This is a genomic window from Buttiauxella sp. A111 (genome assembly GCF_014189855.1).
GTDB lineage: Bacteria > Pseudomonadota > Gammaproteobacteria > Enterobacterales > Enterobacteriaceae > Buttiauxella > Buttiauxella selenatireducens.
Genome location: NZ_BJFN01000001.1, coordinates 338228 through 356768 on the forward strand (window position 1 = coordinate 338228; position 18541 = coordinate 356768).

An 18541-nucleotide genomic window follows, 5' to 3' on the forward strand; every position below is an offset into this window, starting at 1 on the left:
GTGGCAGTTGAGTCTACTACGCTGGCATTTTCCTTATTCATCACGTGGCAATTATTGGACACCCTGTATTTTCACTATGCTGCCCATAATTTATAGGATCAGCATTTTTATAATTAAATAGTTTGCGCATGAAAATGCCACCTCAGCTGTCGCTTTACGAATGTGTCCATTCGGACAGCCGTAGCTTTTGGAATCAATGACTTCTCGGAGATGTTAATGCCCGTACTTTTCAGGATTAAGCTTATCCCACTGGTTTTACTGTTGGCGGTGGTTTTTGCCTTCTTGCTTAACTGGCCAGTATTACTGCATTTTTACGATATTTTGACGCACCTCGAACACGTCAAAATTGGCTTTGTTATCTCCATACCCTTTGTACTTGTCGCGGCACTCAACTTTGTCTTCCTGCCCTTTTCAATTCGCTATCTGTTGAAACCATTTTTTGCCCTGCTGTTAGTGACGGGTTCGATGGTCAGTTACTCGACGTTGAAATACAAAGTGATGTTCGATCAGTCAATGATCCAAAACATCCTGGAAACGAATCCACAGGAAGCCCATTCCTACCTGAATGGCTCAATCATTTTATGGGTGCTGCTAACCGGTGTACTGCCCGCTATCTTGCTGTTTTTAATTGAGATTGAATATCCAGCCAAGTGGTATAAGGGCATCGTATATCGCTTGTTGTCCATGGTTGCATCCCTGCTGTTGATTGGCGGCGTGGCGGCACTTTACTATCAGGATTACGCCTCCGTTGGTCGCAATAACTCGACGCTAAACAAAGAGATTATCCCGGCGAACTACGCCTATGGCACCGTACGCTATCTAAAAGACACTTACTTCACGACCAAAGAACCGTTCCAGACATTAGGTGATGACGCCAAACGTGTCGCCCATAAAGAAAAACCTACCCTGATGTTCCTGGTGATTGGTGAAACCGCGCGTAGCCAGAATTTCTCGATGAACGGTTATTCACGCGACACTAACGCCTTCACCAGCCAGACAGGCGAGGTTATCTCGTTTAAGAATGTGCATTCGTGTGGTACTGCCACCGCTATTTCCGTGCCGTGCATGTTCTCAAATATGAACCGCACCGATTACGATGCCAGGAAAGCCTCCAACAGTGAAAACTTCCTCGATGTGGTACAAAAGACTGGGGTTTCACTGCTTTGGAAAGATAACGATGGCGGCTGTAAAGGCGTATGTAAACGGATCCCGACTATCGAAATTAAACCCACCGATAACGCGAAATTGTGTGATGGCGACACCTGTTACGACGAGGTGATGCTGGAACATCTCGATGAAGAAGTGGCTAAAATGGCCGGGGATAAACTCATCGCCTTCCATATGATTGGCAGCCATGGGCCGACCTATTATCAGCGTTATCCGGCTGAAGATCGCCACTTTATGCCTGAGTGTGCGCGTAGCGATATCGAAAACTGTACGCAAGAACAACTGGTCAACACCTACGACAACACGATTCGCCACACCGACCGTGTACTGGCTCAAATGGTTGAAAAACTGAAAAAATACAGCGACCAGTACAACACCGTACTGCTGTATGTTTCCGATCATGGTGAGTCATTGGGGGAAAGTGGACTGTATCTGCACGGCACACCGTACAAACTGGCACCGGACCAGCAAACGCATATTCCGATGCAGGTGTGGATGTCGCCCGGCTTTATCAGCGACAAACATATAAATATGGCGTGTTTGAAAAATAATGCGGTTAAAAACGACTACTCGCACGACAACCTGTTCTCATCAGTGTTAGGGCTTTGGGACATCACCTCCAGCGTGTATAACCCTGACCTGGATCTGTTCCGCGAATGCCGGAGTTAGTCCACTGTTGAGCGTGGTGTAAACTTTTGCGGCAGCCCGATGATTGGCTGCCGCAAAACATTTATCTGATGTTCAGAAGCTAGAGAATTTTCTTCAGATCCATCTCTTCCTGGATGCGGTCACAATAAGCAGCATGGGTTTTGATAGCCTCATCAACTCCGGCGTTATACAACGCAGGCCCCAACTCTTTAATGACGAAATCGGTGAAAAAATCGGCATCAAACTGCTCGAGCGTTAAATCGAAATTCGCCTCACAATAATCCACCAGCTTCTGCCGAATATCTTCCTTGTCATTCAGGTTCAGTTTAATTTCAGTCATCACATATCCAGATAGCAAAAGGGTTTAACGTAATCTAACGCCCTCTCAGGCCGTCTACAACCTCAGTCGCGATTAACCTTAGCCACATCATCTGGATTCGCCTGCGGTGCCCCATTTCCCCATGTTCCTCTGACATAATTAACGACATTCGTCATTTCATCGTCAGACATCACCTCTTTATAAGCAGGCATTTTAAAAGAGATATTGCCCTGGGTTTGCGGTGTTTCTGCACCATGATAAATAACCGAAATTAATGACGAAGGATCGTCTGCAGTAATTAAAGAGTTATTCACCAGCGAAGGAACCGTGAAATCTTTGCCTCGCCCGTCATCGCAGTGGCAGGTTGAGCAATACATTGAATAAAGCGTTTTGCCATCAGTCGGTTTATAGACAATGGTACCGTCAGGCGAGACCGGAGCGGTGGCCTTGTGATTAAAACTCAGCAGATAAAATGAAATGGCATCCAGATCGTTTTCGTTCAGATATTGCGTACTCTGCGTGACGACCTCGCTCATTGGCCCGGATATCGCGTTATGCTGGCTCCTGCCCATACGCAATAAATCCTTTAATTCATCCTGCGACATAGTGATATTTCGCAGGGGTGGCGCATACCAGCCATCAATCATCGCGCCGCTAAGATAAACATCGCTGGATGCGTCATACGCTTTTTCCTGCATAGCCACGCCCCTTGGGGTATGGCAGGCTCCGCAATGCCCCGCCCCTTCGACCAGATAAGCACCCCGGCTGAGTAATTCGCGGTTTTTATCGGCCTTCGTTGCTGGGCTATCCGCCTTCATCTCGTCGACAAAGAACGTATTCCAGACGTGTAACGGCCATCTGACCGAAAGCAGCCAGGGAATCTCATTCTCTTTGTTTTTCTCCGGCGATGCAGGCACCTCATTCATGAAATAATCATAAAGTGCGCGAATGTCTTTATCGGTCATTTTGGCATAAGAGGGATATGGCATCGCGGGATACAGTGGATGACCATCCTTTGCAATGCCCTGTCTGACGGCTTTTTCAAAATCATCGTAGCTATATTGACCGATGCCTGATGTTTTATCGGGCGTAATATTGGTCGAGTAAATATCCCCAACAGGCGTGGAAAACTTTTTCCCACCCGCCATGGGCTGGCCGCCTTCAACGGTATGGCAAGCCACACAGTCCGACACTCGCGCCATATACTCACCTGCGGAAAGCGCCGTGGCATTCCCCGTCACTAACAAGCAGCCGATAGCCAGTAAAGTCTGTTTCATGTCGCTCATCCCATCGCTTTTAGTTCGTTGACCGCGCGCCACGCCTGGTCAATCGCAGTATGCGCGTAGGCATCCCAGTCTGAATCAGAGTTGGCTATCGCGATGCGTCCAATCGGCTGACGCGCCCGCTCAATGATCTTCGGCACCTCGTCCATATCATCGAACAGCGCACTGGCGTAATAGGCATAACCGTGCGCCCAGCGGTTAACGGTAATTGCCGTGATGTCACGTTCATGGTCAAAGCCGGTTTGACCGAGCATTTCCTGCAATTGCGAACGGATCATTTTTTCATGCGTATCGAACGGGGTCCCCAGCAAATATGCCCGTCCCTGGCGGAACTGTTCGCGTGCGCTGAGCTTGCTTCCAGGATAAGTCGGCACATAAACCATATGCAGGCACATGGGTTCATCGGCGTTTTGTGAATGATGATAACTCCCCATACTGACCGGATAATCCAGCTTCACGCGGCTATAAGGTGCGGCGGGAGAATAGAATTCGTGGATGCCCAACTGAGTGAATGCCTGCCAGTTTTTTACCATCACATTGGTGTAAACCAACGGTGCTTTGACATTCATCCGCAGGTCGGCTTTTTGCTGTTCCGGTGTCTCAGGCACCAGATACGGGATCATCATGTTGTATCCCGCCATGATGGCTTTTCGCCCTTTCACCCGATGCGCTTTGCCGTCATTAACATAGGTCACCACCACCCCGTCTTCGGTATTCGCCGCATGAATGACAATGCTGTTAAGGCGAAGGCGCGTCGTATTTTCCGGGAGATCGAGCTTTTCATAGTTAAGCCTGGAGGTGATGGAGTCCTCCATGGTGTTACCCGGCAAAGCCTCAGGGATCAGGTGCCGGACAATCAGGCGCGCAAGCCCGGCATTGCCGTCAGGAAAATGATAAACGTAAGGTTCGTCGAGGTCGGCCTGTGCCTCTTCATCAAGCGGCGGCAGATCCATGGCATCCATCCCGGGAAGCGCACACGTTCGGGCATCGCTACAACTCACACCTTCAATACCAATGGCAAAAAAGTCGTTGGTACGTTGCTGGAAATACATCACGGCCATTTTGCTCAGGCCGACTTTTTCCACCAGGAAATCTCGATAACTGTGGGTGTCCATCCACGCGGTTTTTTCATCGACCGATAGACCTTTTAGGTAATCCACTGGATTCACATGCAAATCTAAAATCGCTTTACGGTCACTTTCGCTCAACGGGAAATCATTAATAAAGGCCTCAAGGCTGCGGCCATTAAGTTTATCTCGCGGAATATCATCGGCGACGGCATGGCCAGGATCGCCACTCACAATTTTGGTTTCACCAAAGTTCTTTTTATCAAAGAAAACGCCACGGCTGAGTTTTAAATCGGGGTAGAAATTAACATCAAAACTCTGCTTCATTCTGACTACACTAACGCCGACGGTAGACATCAGTCCATTGACTTCCGGGCTGAAATTCCGGCTCGGTGATTGAAATGCTTCACTGCCACCGTAGCCGATTATCTTTTTACCGCCCGCGTTAAATTCATTTCGCTTCGCGTGACCACCAAAGTCATCGTGATTATCGAGTACCAGAACTTTGCTATTATTCCCCGCCAGGTCGTGCCAGAAGCTGGCGGCAGATAATCCACTTAGCCCACCACCGACAACCACCAGATCATATTCTTCTTCGATGGGCAGATGATCGGTACTGAATTTTTCATGGTCACGACCAATCGCATGAGCCATTTCAAATGAACCGGGATGATTCCCACGCAGCCCTGTGAGCTGAGGAGGATAATAGTCCTCACCCATCATCGCACTGGCTTTACCGGCCGCTTTTGCAAGGTCTAATGGTGTCACCCCTGCGGCAATAGTAATGGCAACTCCGTTGAGAAAATCACGTCTGGTAATCGACATAAAAGTCCTTATTTAGTCTGTGGCTTTAACTCTTCATCCAGTTTCTTAGAGTCATAATAATCACCCTGCCAGGTAATTTTCCCGTTATTAACGGTGATATAACTGACACCTTCAAATTTTATCGGGTTATTGGTGGCTGGACTGCCCGCCCATTCGCCGCTATTTTTTCCGCTAAATTCCCAGCGAAAAGCGATGGTGTCGTGGTCGTACACCGGCTTGCTGGTCATTTTCCACGTCAAATCCGGTACGGCTTTAATAAACGCGCCAATCACCTCTTTTTCGGCATTACTTTTCCCTTTGACTGGCGTACCACTGGCTGCATCGTAATACACCACATCGTTAGCCAAAAATTGTGCCGCCTTCGCCGAGTCATGCGCGTTCCACGCCGACATATAATCTTTGACGACCGTTAAGGGAGACACATCCGCCAATGCCAAATTTGAGAATAACGCAAAGGATAAAACAGCGACTTTCATTGCTTTCATTTCATCACCTTAAAATATAATCAGAGAGGCGTTCATACCGTTCTTACTATTCAGAGATGTCACACATAATGTGCTTCACCCGCGTATATTCATCCAGAGAATAGGATGACAAATCCTTACCGTAGCCAGACTTCTTGAAGCCACCGTGCGGCATCTCTGCACACAGCGGGATGTGGTTATTAATCCAGACAGTGCCGAAATCCAGCTGAATGCTCAAGCGCTGGGCGCGGCTATGGTTGCTCGTCCAGATACTCGACGCCAGGCCGTATTCCACATCATTGGCCTTGTCCAGCGCCTCCTCCTCCGAGGAAAATGACTGTACAGTCATGACCGGGCCAAACACTTCGTGCTGGATTGCCTCGTCACGCTGTTCAAGCCCTGAGATTATTGTGGGTTCAAAATAGAAGCCTGGACCGTCTCCCGCTTTCCCGCCAGTTTCAATGACGGCATGTGACGGTAAACGACTGATAAAACCTTTAACTTGTTCAAGTTGATTGCGGCTGTTTAACGCACCGTACAACGCGTTTTTATCTTCAGGGGCGCCAAATTTGATTTGGCGGGTTTTGTTGACCAGTTTCTCGACGAATGGCTCATAAATGGAGGCTTCAATCAAAATTCGTGTCGCCGAGGTGCAGTCTTGTCCGGCATTGAAGAAACCCGCCGTGGTGATGACATCGACTGCTTTTTCAATGTCTGCATCGGCAAAAACGATAACCGGTGCTTTGCCACCCAGCTCAAGGTGTGCTTTGGTCAGGTTCGCCGCAGCAGATGCGGCAACTTGCAATCCTGCACGCACCGAACCGGTTATGGATACCAGCGAGGCTTCGGTGCTGGAAACCACCAGCGAGCCCGTTTCCGCTTTACCGAGCACCACATTAAAGGCTCCCTGCGGGAAAATCGGCGCCGCCAGTTCGGCCAAAATTAAGGTGCTGACAGGCGTGGTATCGCTGGGTTTTAACACCACCGTGTTCCCGGCAGCCAGCGCCGGGGCAATTTTCCACACGGCCATCATGAAAGGATAGTTCCAGGGGGTAACCTGGCCGACAATCCCTAACGGCTCGCGACGAATGGTGGAGGTTAAGCCCTCAGCATATTCGTATGATGCTTTACCTTCCAGGCAACGCGCCGCACCGGCGAAAAATCGTAGTGCATCACAAGATGCCGCAATCTCTTCTTTTTCAATGAAATGCCGCAATTGACCAGTCTCTTCGCTTTGCGCTTGCGTCAGGCGTTCAACATTACGTTCAATTTCATCCGCCAGTTTTAACAGCGCACGCTGCCTTTGCGACGGCGTGGAACGCTTCCATACGGTAAATGCACTTTTAGCCGCGCTATAGGCCTGCTCGACCTCATCACGACCCGCACATGGCGACAGGGCGTAAGTTTCTCCATTCACAGGACTTATCAGCTCAAAGAGGTTCTTCTCCGAACCCGATACATATTGCCCATTAATAAAATGCTTAAGAATTTTCATCACGCTCTCCGATCGTTTAAACATATATTATATTATGTAATATGTTTATCGAAGGTTAAATTCAATAACATTATGCTAACAACATGATATGCATCCCATTTTGAAGTGAATTTTTACGCTGCAATTGGCTTGCGAGAATCACGCGTTGTGAACCGGCAAAGGCAACTGAGAAACAAGGAAGCAAACGGGCCCGGATACGTTAGCCTTCCTTCATTAACAAGGGGTTGTATGCTATGTTCAATGGCACATCTATACCCCGCATTATTCGAGTTGCGGGTATAAAGGATTATCTTACCAGGGAATATTATGATTACGCATGCGGTGATATTCGCGCCAATCGGTCAGGCCAGCCGTTCCGATCAGATAGTTCAGCGACTTTCTAATGCCATTATTACCGGGCTGCTTGAGGCAAATGAGCAGTTACCTAACGAAGCCGATCTTGCAAAAATGATGGGTGTTTCGCACATCACGATTCGGGAAGCATTAAATACGCTGCGCGCCAATAATTTAATCCACACGGTGCGTGGGCGTAATGGTGGGAGTTTTGTCTGCGAGCAAACCTGGGAATTCAACAATATTCTTAATCCATTTAAGACGTTAAGCACTGATTATTTGTCTGATTTGGGTGAAATGCATTGTGCCATTATCAGCCACAGTGCAAGACTTGCTTCCCGCCGAATGACGAACGCGGATATTACTCGCTTACGCGATTTTGTTGAGGTGCTTAGCGCTTCCACCACACCTGAAGCGCGCACTCAGGCGGACATGCGCTGTTTATTAGCCATTGCCGCGTGTTCCCAGTCAGCACGGCTGGCCAATCAGGAGCTGATTTTACAGTCTGAATGGTCGTCACTGGTGGCGATTCTGTTCCGTTCAGAAAATATACATCGTGAGATTGTTGATCTGTATACCTCGTTAATTGACGTGCTTGCATCACATAATGAAGTTGAGTCAGTAAACATGGCTAAAAATTTAATCGACACGTTTACTTTCTATCTGATAGAAAATAAATTGAAGCACAATGCAAACAGCACTCCGTAGATATCCGGCGTGCATATAAATAAAAATAGGCATAAATATGCTACAAACAACATCACTCCGTAACCTTAGCGATAAAATTGATAGCATCATTAACTCTACCATTACGTCAACCAGTTTACTTGCCAGGGAAATTGAAGCTGCCCTGGCTGAAATTAAAGATGTTAATCTGGCGCATCTTCTTGAACCGTCTGTGAAAAATACCATTCAGGATCTTATTAAAAAGACCCTGAGCAGCAATGTTTACTGTTCCGGTGCCGGTTTTGCCAGCCACATTGAAAGCAGCGAGAGTAATAAGGAATTCTGGCTTCTGGAGTGGTGGTATAAGAAAGCTGATGGTGTAAAACAGGTCCATCTTGATTTAGACCAGGCCACCCAACAGCGTCTTGATTTCAGAACCTTTGAATGGTTTAAACAAGCTCCGTCGGTTGATAACGCTTTTTTACATGGCCCCTACGTCGACTATATTTGCAATACCTCGTACACCCTCACCGCTGCGGTGCCGGTACATTTTCAGGATCGCTTTTTAGGGGTTGCAGCAATAGATTTATTGGTCAGTCGGGTTGAAGATGAATTATTACCCTACGCGGTGAATGACAGAGTTATTCTGACCAATAAAGATCGAAGAATTATTTTCTCTACCCATCCAAGATGTCGCGTCGGTGATTTACTTAATCCACAATACGCCGCCGTTGTATTTGAGAATGATTACTTTAATTTATATCAGTCTGCATAGTTTATTCTGAGTCATCATAAAGGGTGGATAAGTGTTATCCACCCTTTAACGTCTTTACATTAGCTCTGCTCAACATTCAATTTGCGGGCGTACTCAATCGCATCATTTTCTGGTGCGTTTGAGCGGCCAAACGGTTTGCTGATCAGCATATAAATCAGCCCAGAACCAATAACAATCGCCAGCCCTACCAGTACCGTCCAGCGATCCATAAAGTTTTCACTTTCAGCCGGTTGGGCCAACAACCAAATACCGCACAACCCGTAAGCTAACGCCAGAATATTGACGATAATCCCCCATGATCCCACCGTCCATTCGCCCGCCGGTTTCCACCCTTTTAAACGTTGGCGCAATGCGGCTAATACCACCATCTGGAAGGAAATATAGATACCGATGACCGCAAACGCGGTAATACGCGCCAGGCTATCAGGCTGGAAGTAGACCCACACGCAGATAATCACCGGTAACAAACAGCTCACCATCATGGCGTTATCCGGCACGCTGTGTCTGGAGATCTTCGACATCCATTGGCTGCCAGGCAGCATGTTATCGCGGGAGAAGGAGAATATCAGGCGACTTAATGCAGCCTGCAGCGAAAGAATACAAGACAGCATCGCGATGACGGCGACAACGATAAACACGGTGGCTCCGGTTGGCCCCAACGCTTCGTTAAGGATTGCAGGGATGGGGTCAGAAATTTTACCGTTTACAATATTAATGAGATCCGGGGACGATAACAGATAGCCCATAATCGAAATAACGGCTGAGATGGCACCAAATACGATACTTAAAATCATCGCCACGGGAATTTTCTTACCGGGATTTTTTACTTCTTCTGCCACATTACCGCAGGCTTCAAAACCGAAGAACATAAACAGCCCCATGAGTGATGCAGACATAAATGCGGTGGTGTAATTACCGTCTTTTGCCAGCACGCCCATCGAATCGAATACCACGGAGAAAGGTTGTGAGCGATGGAATATCAGCAGATAAATGCCCAGCGCAATGACGCTGATGATTTCACACCAGAAACCAATTCGCGCCACCCGTGCCAGGTTTTTGGTACCCGACATGTTCACCACCATCATAATCAGCAACAAGACAACCGACGTCACCATCATGTTGCCGGCACTGGTGGCGTAGTGGAATAAAGAGGCCACGAATGTAGCGGTGTATTCCGCAATCGACGTAATGGTCACCACTAACGCCCAAAGATAAATCCAGGCAGCAATCCATGCATATTTTTTACCCCACAGCCTTCTCGCCCACGGATATAGGCCACCGGTAATCGGATATTGCGATGCTACTTCACCGAAAACTAACGCCACGAGTAATTGCCCACACGCCACAATCAGTATCCACCAAATGGCTGGAGGCCCGGCGAGAGTGATGGCCAGCGCAAACAGCGAGTACACCGCTGTCAGTGGCGAAAGATAGGTAAATCCCAATGCGAAGTTAGACATCAGCCCTATCGAACGATTGAATTGTTCGCCTTCAACTGGCTGATGTTGATGGTTTTCTTTGTCTGTCGTCTGTTCCATATCTTTTCTCTTTATGTGGCATAAGGGCAGGCAGTGTGAGTATTTTATAAAACATAATATGTTATATGTATAGACTCGATGTCACATAATTGTTAAGAACAAGATCGCAATCGCAACATTTTAAAATTCACATCAGGCAGGCATTGGGGGGAAGGAAAACCAAAAGGAAAATAGATGGCGCAGGCAGAATGAGTGAGGGTAAAAACTAAGCAAATCGAGTTACAGGTTGGCGGCAAATGAGCCGAATAATGCAGCCAACGACCCTGTAACTCGAAGTATGACGGGTTTATCAGAGCTTCACGCAGACGTACTTCATCTCCAGATACTCATCAATTCCAAAACGCGAACCTTCACGGCCAAGCCCTGATTGTTTGATTCCGCCAAATGGCGCAATTTCGTTGGAAATAAGCCCGGTATTCACCCCAACCATGCCATATTCCAGCGCCTCGGGGATTTGCCATTGGCGTTTCGCATCCTGGGTGAAAATATACGCGGCGAGGCCAAACTCGGTATCGTTGGCGTAATTGACGACTTCTTCATCGGACTCAAATTTAAACAGCGCTGCTACTGGCCCAAAGGTTTCTTCTCGGGCAAAGCGCATTTCTTGCGTGACGTTCGCCACCACAGTCGGTGCAAAGAAGTTCCCACCCAGCGCATGTTTGTGTCCGCCGGTTAACACCGCAGCCCCTTTTGACAGCGCATCGTTAATGTGGAGTTCCACTTTCTCAATCGCTTTGGCATTAATCAGCGGCCCCTGTGTGACACCGTCATCCTGACCATTACCGACTTTCAAGGTTTCGACCGCTTTCACCAGTTCATCGCACAGCTTTTGATAAATACCGCTCTGCACGTAGATGCGGTTCGCGCACACGCAGGTCTGCCCGCTATTGCGGAATTTCGACACCATAATCCCTTTTACCGCCTGCTCAAGATCGGCATCATCAAAGACGATCACCGGAGCATTTCCTCCCAATTCCAGTGACAGCTTTTTAATCGTCGGCGCACACTGAGCCATCAATAAACGCCCGACCTGGGTGGAACCGGTGAAGCTGAGTTTGCGCACCGTGGCATTCCGGCACAGCTCGTCTCCGATCTCCTTCGCATCACCGGTAATCACCTGCAACAGTGATTTTGGCAGGCCCGCCAGTTCTGCAAGCTTGGCTAACGCCAGTGCGGTCAACGGCGTTTGCTCCGCCGGTTTAACGATAATCGCGCAGCCTGCGGCCAACGCAGGTGCCACTTTGCGGGTGATCATGGCCGCCGGGAAATTCCACGGTGTGATAGCCGCGCAAACACCTACCGGTTGCTTCGACACGATAAAGCGCTGGTCAGGGCTGGTCGGTTGTAGCAACACGCCATCGACTCTTTTCGCTTCTTCAGCAAACCAGGTAATAAATGAGGCGGCATAGTTCACTTCCCCACGCGCCTCAGCCAGCGGTTTCCCACCTTCGAGAGTAATCAGCCGTGCCAGGTCTTCGCTATTTTCATTGATAAGACTCACCCAGCTATGGAGGATTTTCGCCCGCCAGGCTGCGGTTTGCGTCTTCCACTCTTTCTGCGCAATTTCAGCCGCAGCGATTGCCCGCTGCGTTTCGGCCTGCCCCATAAAAGGCACGTCAGAGATTTTCTGCCCCGTCGCGGCATTCACAACGGTCATTGTCTTACCCGACAGTGCGTGGCTCCATTCGCCATCAACCGGACAACTATCGAGCAGCAAGCCAGCATTGTGTAAATTGATCATCTCGAGTCTCACATTTGTGTTGCAGATTTAATGATATCCAGGGCTTTGTCGAACTGAGCATCCGGAATGGTCAGCGGGTAGAGGAAACGAATAACGTTGCCGTTTTGACCGCAGGTGAGCAGCAGCAAACCTTGCTCCAAAGCGCGTTTCTGAACCTGTTGGGCGATTGCCGCAGAAGGTTCACCCGTCGTGGTGTCGTAAAACTCAGCGGCGACCATCGAACCCAATCCACGTACTTCAGCTAATGCCGGACAATGCTGTTTAACATCGTGCAGTGCTGATCTCAGTCGCTCACCTAACGCTTCGGCACGCTGACACAGTTTTTCGTCTTCAATAATGTCCAGTACTGCAAGTGCTGCGGCGACAGAAAGCGGATTACCGGCGTAAGTGCCGCCCAATCCGCCCGGTGCTGGCGCATCCATAATATCAGCTTTACCCACCACGCCGGACAACGGCATCCCACCCGCCAGGCTTTTTGCCATGGTCATCAAATCAGGTTGATGCGTGTAATGGTTCATGGCGAACATTTTGCCGGTACGCGCAAAACCACTTTGCACTTCGTCGGCAATCATCACGATGCCATGGGTATCACAAATCTGGCGAATCGCTGCGACAAACGCCGGAGGTGCGACATTAAAGCCGCCTTCGCCCTGCACAGGTTCGAAAATAATCGCCGCCACCTGAGTGGCTTCAATATCAGACTTAAACAGGCGTTCAATGGATTTCACCGCTTCTTCGGTGGTAATGCCGTTGAGCGCTGACGGGTATGGCGCGTGGAACACTGACCCCGGGAATGGGCCAAAGCCAATTTTGTAAGGCGCAACTTTGCCGGTTAACGCCATGGTCATATAGGTGCGGCCATGGAACCCACCGCTAAAGGCAATCACCCCTGGGCGACCCGTATGAGCGCGGGCAATTTTCACCGCGTTTTCTACAGCTTCAGCGCCAGTCGTAAAGAATGAAGTTTTCTTCGGCCCAACAATAGGCGCGACGGCGTTAATTTTTTCCGCCAACGTAACGTAGTTTTCGTAAGGGACAATCTGATAAGCCGTGTGAGTAAACGCATGAAGTTGCTGCTCTACCGCTTCTACCAGGCGAGGATGGCGATGGCCGGTATTGAGCACGGCAATCCCAGCGGCAAAATCAATATATTGCTTGCCTTCAACATCGGTGATGGTGCTGTTTTGCGCGCTTTGCGCAAAGAAATTACACATCACACCTACACCACGTGGAGTAGCAGCCAGACGACGTTGATGGAGTTCGTTATTACTCATTTTTTTATCCCTCACACATTTATCAAATAGATAGGTTGTATTACCGTATTCATTTAGACAGAATCTGGTACCTTAATCGAGAGCCAAATCGTTTTAATAATAGGATCCAAATGCGTTCACTTGCCGTAGATGTGATCAAGCAAGCATTTAACCAGACACCAGGCGAGAAACTTCATAAGAAACTTTATCTCGCGGTTTGCGGCTGCATTCTTGAGGGAAGTTTACGGCCTGCGGCGCGTATGCCACCGACTCGGGATTTGGCAAATGAGCTGGCGGTATCACGCAATACAGTGCTGCGGGTGTATGAGCAATTGCAGGCAGAAGGCTATATTTCGACACGCACCAGCAGCGGGACGTTTGTCACCGAAAGTGTGCTGGATAATCTCAATACGCAGGTCACCAGAACCGCACAAACCGCCCAGCCATTCCCGCCTGCAAGCCTGTCAAAGCGCTGCCTCGACTTGCTGGAAAACGCCAGTGCCAGTCCCGCGCAATGGGGTGACTTTATTCCGGGCGTGCCCGACGTCAACAGCTTCCCGCACCGTACCTTTAAGAAGATTTATGACCGAATTGCCAGGCGCCCTAACCCTGAGTTTTTGACCTACGACGCTGACGGCGGGCTCGAGGTTTTGAAGTCTGCGCTGTCCGATTATTTGCGCACCGCGCGCGGGGTTAAGTGCTCGACCGACCAGATATTAATTACCGAAGGGATTCATCAGGCGCTGGATTTAGTCACCCGCACATTGTGTAATCCAGGCGATCACGCGTGGATTGAAGAACCCGGCTATTGGGGAATTAAGAATATTTTACGCATGAATGCTGTAAATATAACGGCGTGCGATGTTGACGATCAGGGATTGGTTCCCGACCCCTCATCCGCCGTGCGGCCAACATTAATGTTCGTCACCCCTTCCCATCAATATCCCCTCGGTTCGGTCATGAGTCTTCCCCGTCGCCAGTTATTACTTTCAATGGCTCGGGAATATCAAAGCTGGATTGTCGAAGATGACTACGATAGCGAATTTCGTTTCTCCGGCCAGCCAATTCCTTCGTTGCAAGGACTGGAAGATGACAGCCCGGTGATTTACATCGGTACGTTTAGTAAAACGCTGTATCCCGCGCTCCGCCTGGGTTATGTCGTTTTACCCAAGCCGTTAGCCGCCCCGCTGAAAAAGGTGCATAACGAGCTTTATCGCAGCGGTCATCAGATTATTCAGGCCGCGTTGGCCGAATTTATCCGAGAAGGCTATTACGCCGCGCATATTCGTAAAATGCGCCAGTTGTATAACAAACGCCGTACTGTGCTGGTCGAATTAATTAAGCAGCATTTAGGCGAAGAATTTCTCGGTTATTTCAATAGCAACGCCGGTTTGCATCTGATTATTCAACTTCCGGCTGATGCAGACGATATCGGCATTTCTAAGCGTGCTAATGCTGAAGGTATTTTGGTCAGGCCGCTATCGCGTTATTACTTTAATAGTCAGAAATCAAAAGGATTGTTAGTCGGTTTCGCCAATATCAAAGACTGCGATATGGAGCCTTCTTTTGAGCGCCTGGCGGGGATCATTAAGCAAAACCTCTGACGCAAAAGTCGTCATCCGACAGTGGGTTTATCTGCATTCAGCGCCTCAATCAGCCATTGCGCCGGGGCAATGAAGTTTCCCTCGGCGCATCATGCCCAAAACTGAAATTCGATTTCATAATTAATTTTAAGGTCAACCTGTAAACTCAAATCATTCACCCTGTGAATTATCACTCTGAGCGTCGTTCATGACCTGATTAACACTTAATAATGTCAATCAGTTACATCCGTATTGAATTGTTAATCAAGCGATGTAAAATTAACGTTAATATGTATTGCTAGTGTGAATCATTCTTCAGATTCCTGGATTTCTTCTTCGCCACTTCACCTCCTTCTCGGCGACCAGGTTTGAATCTTTTTTTCAGGGAACGTTACGATGAAATTGCGCAATCTGTTGATCCTTGCCGTTGTTGCCACTGTTGTTGGTTGTAAAGCGCCACCGCCAAAAATGACGGACGATACTCTCGTGACCAGTGAGATCAACGGTGTCACGCTGACACACCGCTACGCGGTAGCCGCGCCTCACGAGTTCACCCCTGTTAACGCCAGTTATCGGGCGCTGTATCCGGGGTCAATCATGACCAAACCGGACTTTGGCGGGAAAGTGGTCAGCACCCTTGAGAATGGGCAAAGTTATACCGTTTTGGGGCAAGTTGAGAATAATTGGCTCGCCATTGCGGAGCAGGATAAACAGGAAATGTTGGGTTATGTCCCGACACGCGCCCTGGTGAAAAGTGAACTGTATGCGCAGACGCTGAAAAAAGACCGCCCACGTCCACGCCGTGCGGCTAAAAAAACCACCTGTGTTGCAGTTGATGGCGGCAGCAAGGCCTGTCAGAACGCAAACAGTGGTACCTGGATCATTGATTAATTGTCGACGTTTACGTCACGCTTTTTTTGTTTAAGTTTGTTCGTCTAACAAGGATTTCTATGAAACTCTGGCTTTCGGGTCTGGCGCTACTGCTGGCATCGACCACGGCGTGGGCTGCTGGGAACTATCGTATCGTCCAGTCTCCTTCGCAAAAGCTGGATGTCTGGATTGACGATGTGCAAAACAACACGCCGCAAAGTTGGTGTGCGCCAGAACTTCCGCTGCGTATTGTCGCCAATGGCGATAAAAACCCGGCGTTGCTCAATGTTTTTATGCCACGTCTTGGGTCGCTGCTGGAAAACCAATGTAGCACCGTGCAATTAGTCAGTTGGCGAATGGAAGATCCACAAGGTCACACACTCGCAGTCGGTACTGCGAACAAAAGTAGTGACTGGGCGGTGATTATTGCGCCTGTGGTTTCCAGTGAACCCAACGCCCAACCTGCGCGCGAAGAAAACTCACCGTTAGCTGACCGCACGCCCTGGCAGGAATTTACGCTTCAGGACGGCTGCCATCTGCGTACTTTCTGGCAAGGTGATGCCAATGCCGCCGCCCTGTTTATTCCTAACGGCAAATGTGAAAAAGGCGGCTGGTTAAACGGTCGCAGCGAAATCATTCAAAGTGGTGTTAGCGGTGAAACGCGCAATGTGATGACCTTTGTGCATGGTTTCCCGGTCAGCGGATTAAGCTCTGAGGCAAGCTCTGACAGCCTGCTGATTACCAGTCTCAACAACGAGAGAATGGTGGTCAGTAATGAACACGCCCCGCAAAGTTGGATGATTTTGCCGTATCACCCGGAGCTGAATGGCTGGCGAGCGACCGGGATTGTTGCCGTTGAAGTACCACGAGAAATGGCAGTGGATGAAGTCGCTATTCAGAAACGTTTAAACGTCGTGCGAAAAGTTTGGGCGGCGTGGCTTGCGCCTGAGACGCCTATCACACTGTTGTTGATTGACTCCCTGCGTCCGCAATTGCGTGACCCTGCGGTTGGCGCATGGCGTGCACAGAAGTAACCCTTAAGTTTCGTCGAGCAGAGAAAGGCCATCATGACTGATAAAGATTACAACACAGAAACTCCTGACGCTCTGCCGCCTGGTTTCCGTTTCGACGAGTTTGAAATTCAGCAAGTGACTGAATCGACAAATACCAACGTGGTCTATAAAGCCTGGGACCACCAGTTGGAACGCCCGGTCACTATCCGCGAATTTATGCCGCGCGCACTGACGGTGCGCAGCGATAACATGCAGCTGGTGTTACGCAGTAAACAAGACAGCCAGGCGTTTAATGTCGGCATGAGCCGTTTTGTGCAGTCGACCCGCCAACTTGCGCAATTTAATCATCCGAATTTGCTGCAAGTTTTCAGCTTCTGGACGCAAAACGAAACCGCTTATGCGGCGACGCGTTATTCCAACGATGTCACGCTGGCTGAACTGCATCAGCATCAATCCGAAATCATTAATGAAACCTGGATCCGCCGTATGCTGCCCATGTTGTGCGGCGCGCTGGCAACCTTACATGATGAAGGATTTATCCATCGTGACCTGTCGTTAAGAAGTATTCATATTCAGGAGAATGGCGCACCATTGCTGCTTAATGCTGGCGCCCCACGTCCTGGGCAGGCGGAAAATGGCGATGAGATTAAAACGCCGCTGAACCCAGGTTTTGCGCCACTTGAACAATACGCTGAAGACCTCGAAGGTCAGCTTGGGCCGTGGACGGATATTTACGCACTTGGCGCCGTCCTCTACACGCTGATTACCGGCACCTGCCCGCCGGCCAGCGTCACGCGCACCATTCATGACCCTTGCGTAAAACTCGCGAAAAACCGCCCGGAAGGTTATTCCCATAGTCTGTTGCAGGCCGTCGATAGCGCGTTGGCGTTAAAACCTGAAGACCGCCCGCAATCTATCGCAGAATTTGCGGCGTTGGCTGAAATCCCGTTGAGTGGCGTCAATGGTCTGGCACCGTCGAAGCAGCCCGGCACCATGCTGGTAGCAGTGGAAGATGCCGAAATATCGCCACTTTTGCCCTTCAATAAACGCTACAAACTCCCTGCGCAGATTGCCGCCAGTTTGCTGGTGGGCGTGGCGATTGGCGGTTTGATTTTTAGTCATTCTTCTCCTTCTGTTCCTTCGACCCAGACTGCCAAAGCCGAAAAAACAGCGGTGGAAAAAGAGCAAGCCATCGAGCCTAAAGCGGCTCTGCCCGTGGTTGATGGTGCGATAGCGCGCATTTATGTTCGGATGAACGACGGCGAACAACTGGATGTCAACGGCAAGACCGAAAATGTCACGCCTGGAGCCAATGGTTATGGTTTCCTGCAATTGCCTGCGGGCAAATATGAGCTAACGTTGCGGGCTAATAATCAGTCACGAAGCATGACGTTATCAGTTGAAAAAGAGGGAACGTGGTTGGTTAATCCGCAAGGATAAGTTGACGGTTAGCAAGGCGGTAATTTATCTGCTTTATCAGATTATGAGACATCTTCCCTTT

At 49.3% G+C, this 18541-nt stretch carries 15 protein-coding genes; 7 read left to right on the forward strand and 8 right to left on the reverse strand.

Annotation, left to right across the window (positions count from 1 at the left end):
* Positions 1-216: 216 nt before the first annotated feature.
* Positions 217-1836, forward strand: coding sequence for a phosphoethanolamine transferase (locus tag BSPA111_RS01550; RefSeq protein ID WP_183269464.1), 1620 nt, complete (start codon positions 217-219; stop codon positions 1834-1836).
* A 79-nt stretch (positions 1837-1915) separates the two neighbouring features.
* On the opposite strand, the gene BSPA111_RS01555 is transcribed toward BSPA111_RS01550, so the two are convergent.
* The 5 genes from BSPA111_RS01555 to BSPA111_RS01575 form a co-directional block, all read right to left on the reverse strand.
* Positions 1916-2155, reverse strand: a complete 240-nt coding sequence (locus BSPA111_RS01555) for a DUF2164 domain-containing protein (RefSeq protein WP_183269465.1) — start codon at positions 2153-2155, stop codon at positions 1916-1918.
* Positions 2156-2217: 62 nt separating this feature from the next.
* Positions 2218-3411, reverse strand: coding sequence for a cytochrome c (locus tag BSPA111_RS01560; protein WP_183269466.1), 1194 nt, complete (start codon positions 3409-3411; stop codon positions 2218-2220).
* A 5-nt stretch (positions 3412-3416) separates the two neighbouring features.
* Positions 3417-5309 carry an FAD/NAD(P)-binding protein gene (locus BSPA111_RS01565; RefSeq protein WP_183269467.1) on the reverse strand — a complete coding sequence of 631 codons (1893 nt, stop codon included), beginning with the start codon at positions 5307-5309 and terminating at the stop codon, positions 3417-3419.
* Between the two features lie 8 nt (positions 5310-5317).
* Positions 5318-5794, reverse strand: coding sequence for an ester cyclase (locus BSPA111_RS01570; RefSeq protein ID WP_183269468.1), 477 nt, complete (start codon positions 5792-5794; stop codon positions 5318-5320).
* Between the two features lie 46 nt (positions 5795-5840).
* A complete protein-coding gene (locus BSPA111_RS01575; RefSeq protein WP_183269469.1) occupies positions 5841-7268 on the reverse strand; it encodes a gamma-aminobutyraldehyde dehydrogenase in 1428 nt (475 codons plus the stop codon).
* Between the two features lie 306 nt (positions 7269-7574).
* Between BSPA111_RS01575 and BSPA111_RS01580 the strand changes: the two genes are divergently transcribed.
* Together BSPA111_RS01580 and BSPA111_RS01585 are read left to right on the forward strand one after the other, a co-directional pair.
* The gene (locus BSPA111_RS01580) at positions 7575-8309 is read left to right on the forward strand and encodes a FadR/GntR family transcriptional regulator (RefSeq protein WP_183269470.1); all 735 of its coding nucleotides are present in this window, start codon (positions 7575-7577) and stop codon (positions 8307-8309) included.
* A gap of 37 nt (positions 8310-8346) precedes the next feature.
* Positions 8347-9042 (forward strand): cache domain-containing protein, encoded by a 696-nt coding sequence (locus BSPA111_RS01585; protein ID WP_183269471.1) that lies wholly within the window; start codon positions 8347-8349, stop codon positions 9040-9042.
* A gap of 59 nt (positions 9043-9101) precedes the next feature.
* Here BSPA111_RS01585 and BSPA111_RS01590 read toward each other — a convergent pair whose 3' ends face one another.
* From BSPA111_RS01590 to puuE, 3 genes are all read right to left on the reverse strand, one after another.
* Positions 9102-10580, reverse strand: a complete 1479-nt coding sequence (locus BSPA111_RS01590) for an APC family permease (protein WP_183269472.1) — start codon at positions 10578-10580, stop codon at positions 9102-9104.
* Between the two features lie 289 nt (positions 10581-10869).
* A complete protein-coding gene (locus tag BSPA111_RS01595; protein WP_255459239.1) occupies positions 10870-12318 on the reverse strand; it encodes an NAD-dependent succinate-semialdehyde dehydrogenase in 1449 nt (482 codons plus the stop codon).
* An 11-nt stretch (positions 12319-12329) separates the two neighbouring features.
* On the reverse strand, positions 12330-13595 hold the full coding sequence (puuE, locus tag BSPA111_RS01600) for a 4-aminobutyrate transaminase (RefSeq protein ID WP_183269474.1): 1266 nt from the start codon (positions 13593-13595) through the stop codon (positions 12330-12332).
* 110 nt (positions 13596-13705) lie between these two features.
* Between puuE and BSPA111_RS01605 the strand changes: the two genes are divergently transcribed.
* The 4 genes from BSPA111_RS01605 to BSPA111_RS01620 all read left to right on the forward strand — a co-directional run bounded on the left by BSPA111_RS01605 (position 13706) and on the right by BSPA111_RS01620 (position 18480).
* Complete coding sequence (locus tag BSPA111_RS01605) at positions 13706-15178, forward strand: PLP-dependent aminotransferase family protein (RefSeq protein ID WP_183269475.1); 1473 nt, start codon at positions 13706-13708, stop codon at positions 15176-15178.
* Positions 15179-15553: 375 nt separating this feature from the next.
* Positions 15554-16048 (forward strand): SH3 domain-containing protein, encoded by a 495-nt coding sequence (locus BSPA111_RS01610; RefSeq protein WP_183269476.1) that lies wholly within the window; start codon positions 15554-15556, stop codon positions 16046-16048.
* Positions 16049-16107: 59 nt separating this feature from the next.
* Positions 16108-17061 (forward strand): hypothetical protein, encoded by a 954-nt coding sequence (locus BSPA111_RS01615; protein ID WP_183269477.1) that lies wholly within the window; start codon positions 16108-16110, stop codon positions 17059-17061.
* Positions 17062-17094: 33 nt separating this feature from the next.
* Positions 17095-18480, forward strand: coding sequence for a protein kinase (locus BSPA111_RS01620; protein WP_183269478.1), 1386 nt, complete (start codon positions 17095-17097; stop codon positions 18478-18480).
* The last annotated feature ends 61 nt before the right edge of the window (positions 18481-18541 follow it).

Coding starts and splice junctions, on each gene's coding strand:
- BSPA111_RS01550 (WP_183269464.1), top strand. CDS start 217: ATGCCCGTACTTTTCAGGATTAAGCTTATCCCACTGGTTTTACTGTTG.
- BSPA111_RS01555 (WP_183269465.1), bottom strand. CDS start 2,155: ATGACTGAAATTAAACTGAACCTGAATGACAAGGAAGATATTCGGCAG.
- BSPA111_RS01560 (WP_183269466.1), bottom strand. CDS start 3,411: ATGAAACAGACTTTACTGGCTATCGGCTGCTTGTTAGTGACGGGGAAT.
- BSPA111_RS01565 (WP_183269467.1), bottom strand. CDS start 5,309: ATGTCGATTACCAGACGTGATTTTCTCAACGGAGTTGCCATTACTATT.
- BSPA111_RS01570 (WP_183269468.1), bottom strand. CDS start 5,794: ATGAAAGCAATGAAAGTCGCTGTTTTATCCTTTGCGTTATTCTCAAAT.
- BSPA111_RS01575 (WP_183269469.1), bottom strand. CDS start 7,268: ATGAAAATTCTTAAGCATTTTATTAATGGGCAATATGTATCGGGTTCG.
- BSPA111_RS01580 (WP_183269470.1), top strand. CDS start 7,575: ATGATTACGCATGCGGTGATATTCGCGCCAATCGGTCAGGCCAGCCGT.
- BSPA111_RS01585 (WP_183269471.1), top strand. CDS start 8,347: ATGCTACAAACAACATCACTCCGTAACCTTAGCGATAAAATTGATAGC.
- BSPA111_RS01590 (WP_183269472.1), bottom strand. CDS start 10,580: ATGGAACAGACGACAGACAAAGAAAACCATCAACATCAGCCAGTTGAA.
- puuE (WP_183269474.1), bottom strand. CDS start 13,595: ATGAGTAATAACGAACTCCATCAACGTCGTCTGGCTGCTACTCCACGT.
- BSPA111_RS01605 (WP_183269475.1), top strand. CDS start 13,706: ATGCGTTCACTTGCCGTAGATGTGATCAAGCAAGCATTTAACCAGACA.
- BSPA111_RS01610 (WP_183269476.1), top strand. CDS start 15,554: ATGAAATTGCGCAATCTGTTGATCCTTGCCGTTGTTGCCACTGTTGTT.
- BSPA111_RS01615 (WP_183269477.1), top strand. CDS start 16,108: ATGAAACTCTGGCTTTCGGGTCTGGCGCTACTGCTGGCATCGACCACG.
- BSPA111_RS01620 (WP_183269478.1), top strand. CDS start 17,095: ATGACTGATAAAGATTACAACACAGAAACTCCTGACGCTCTGCCGCCT.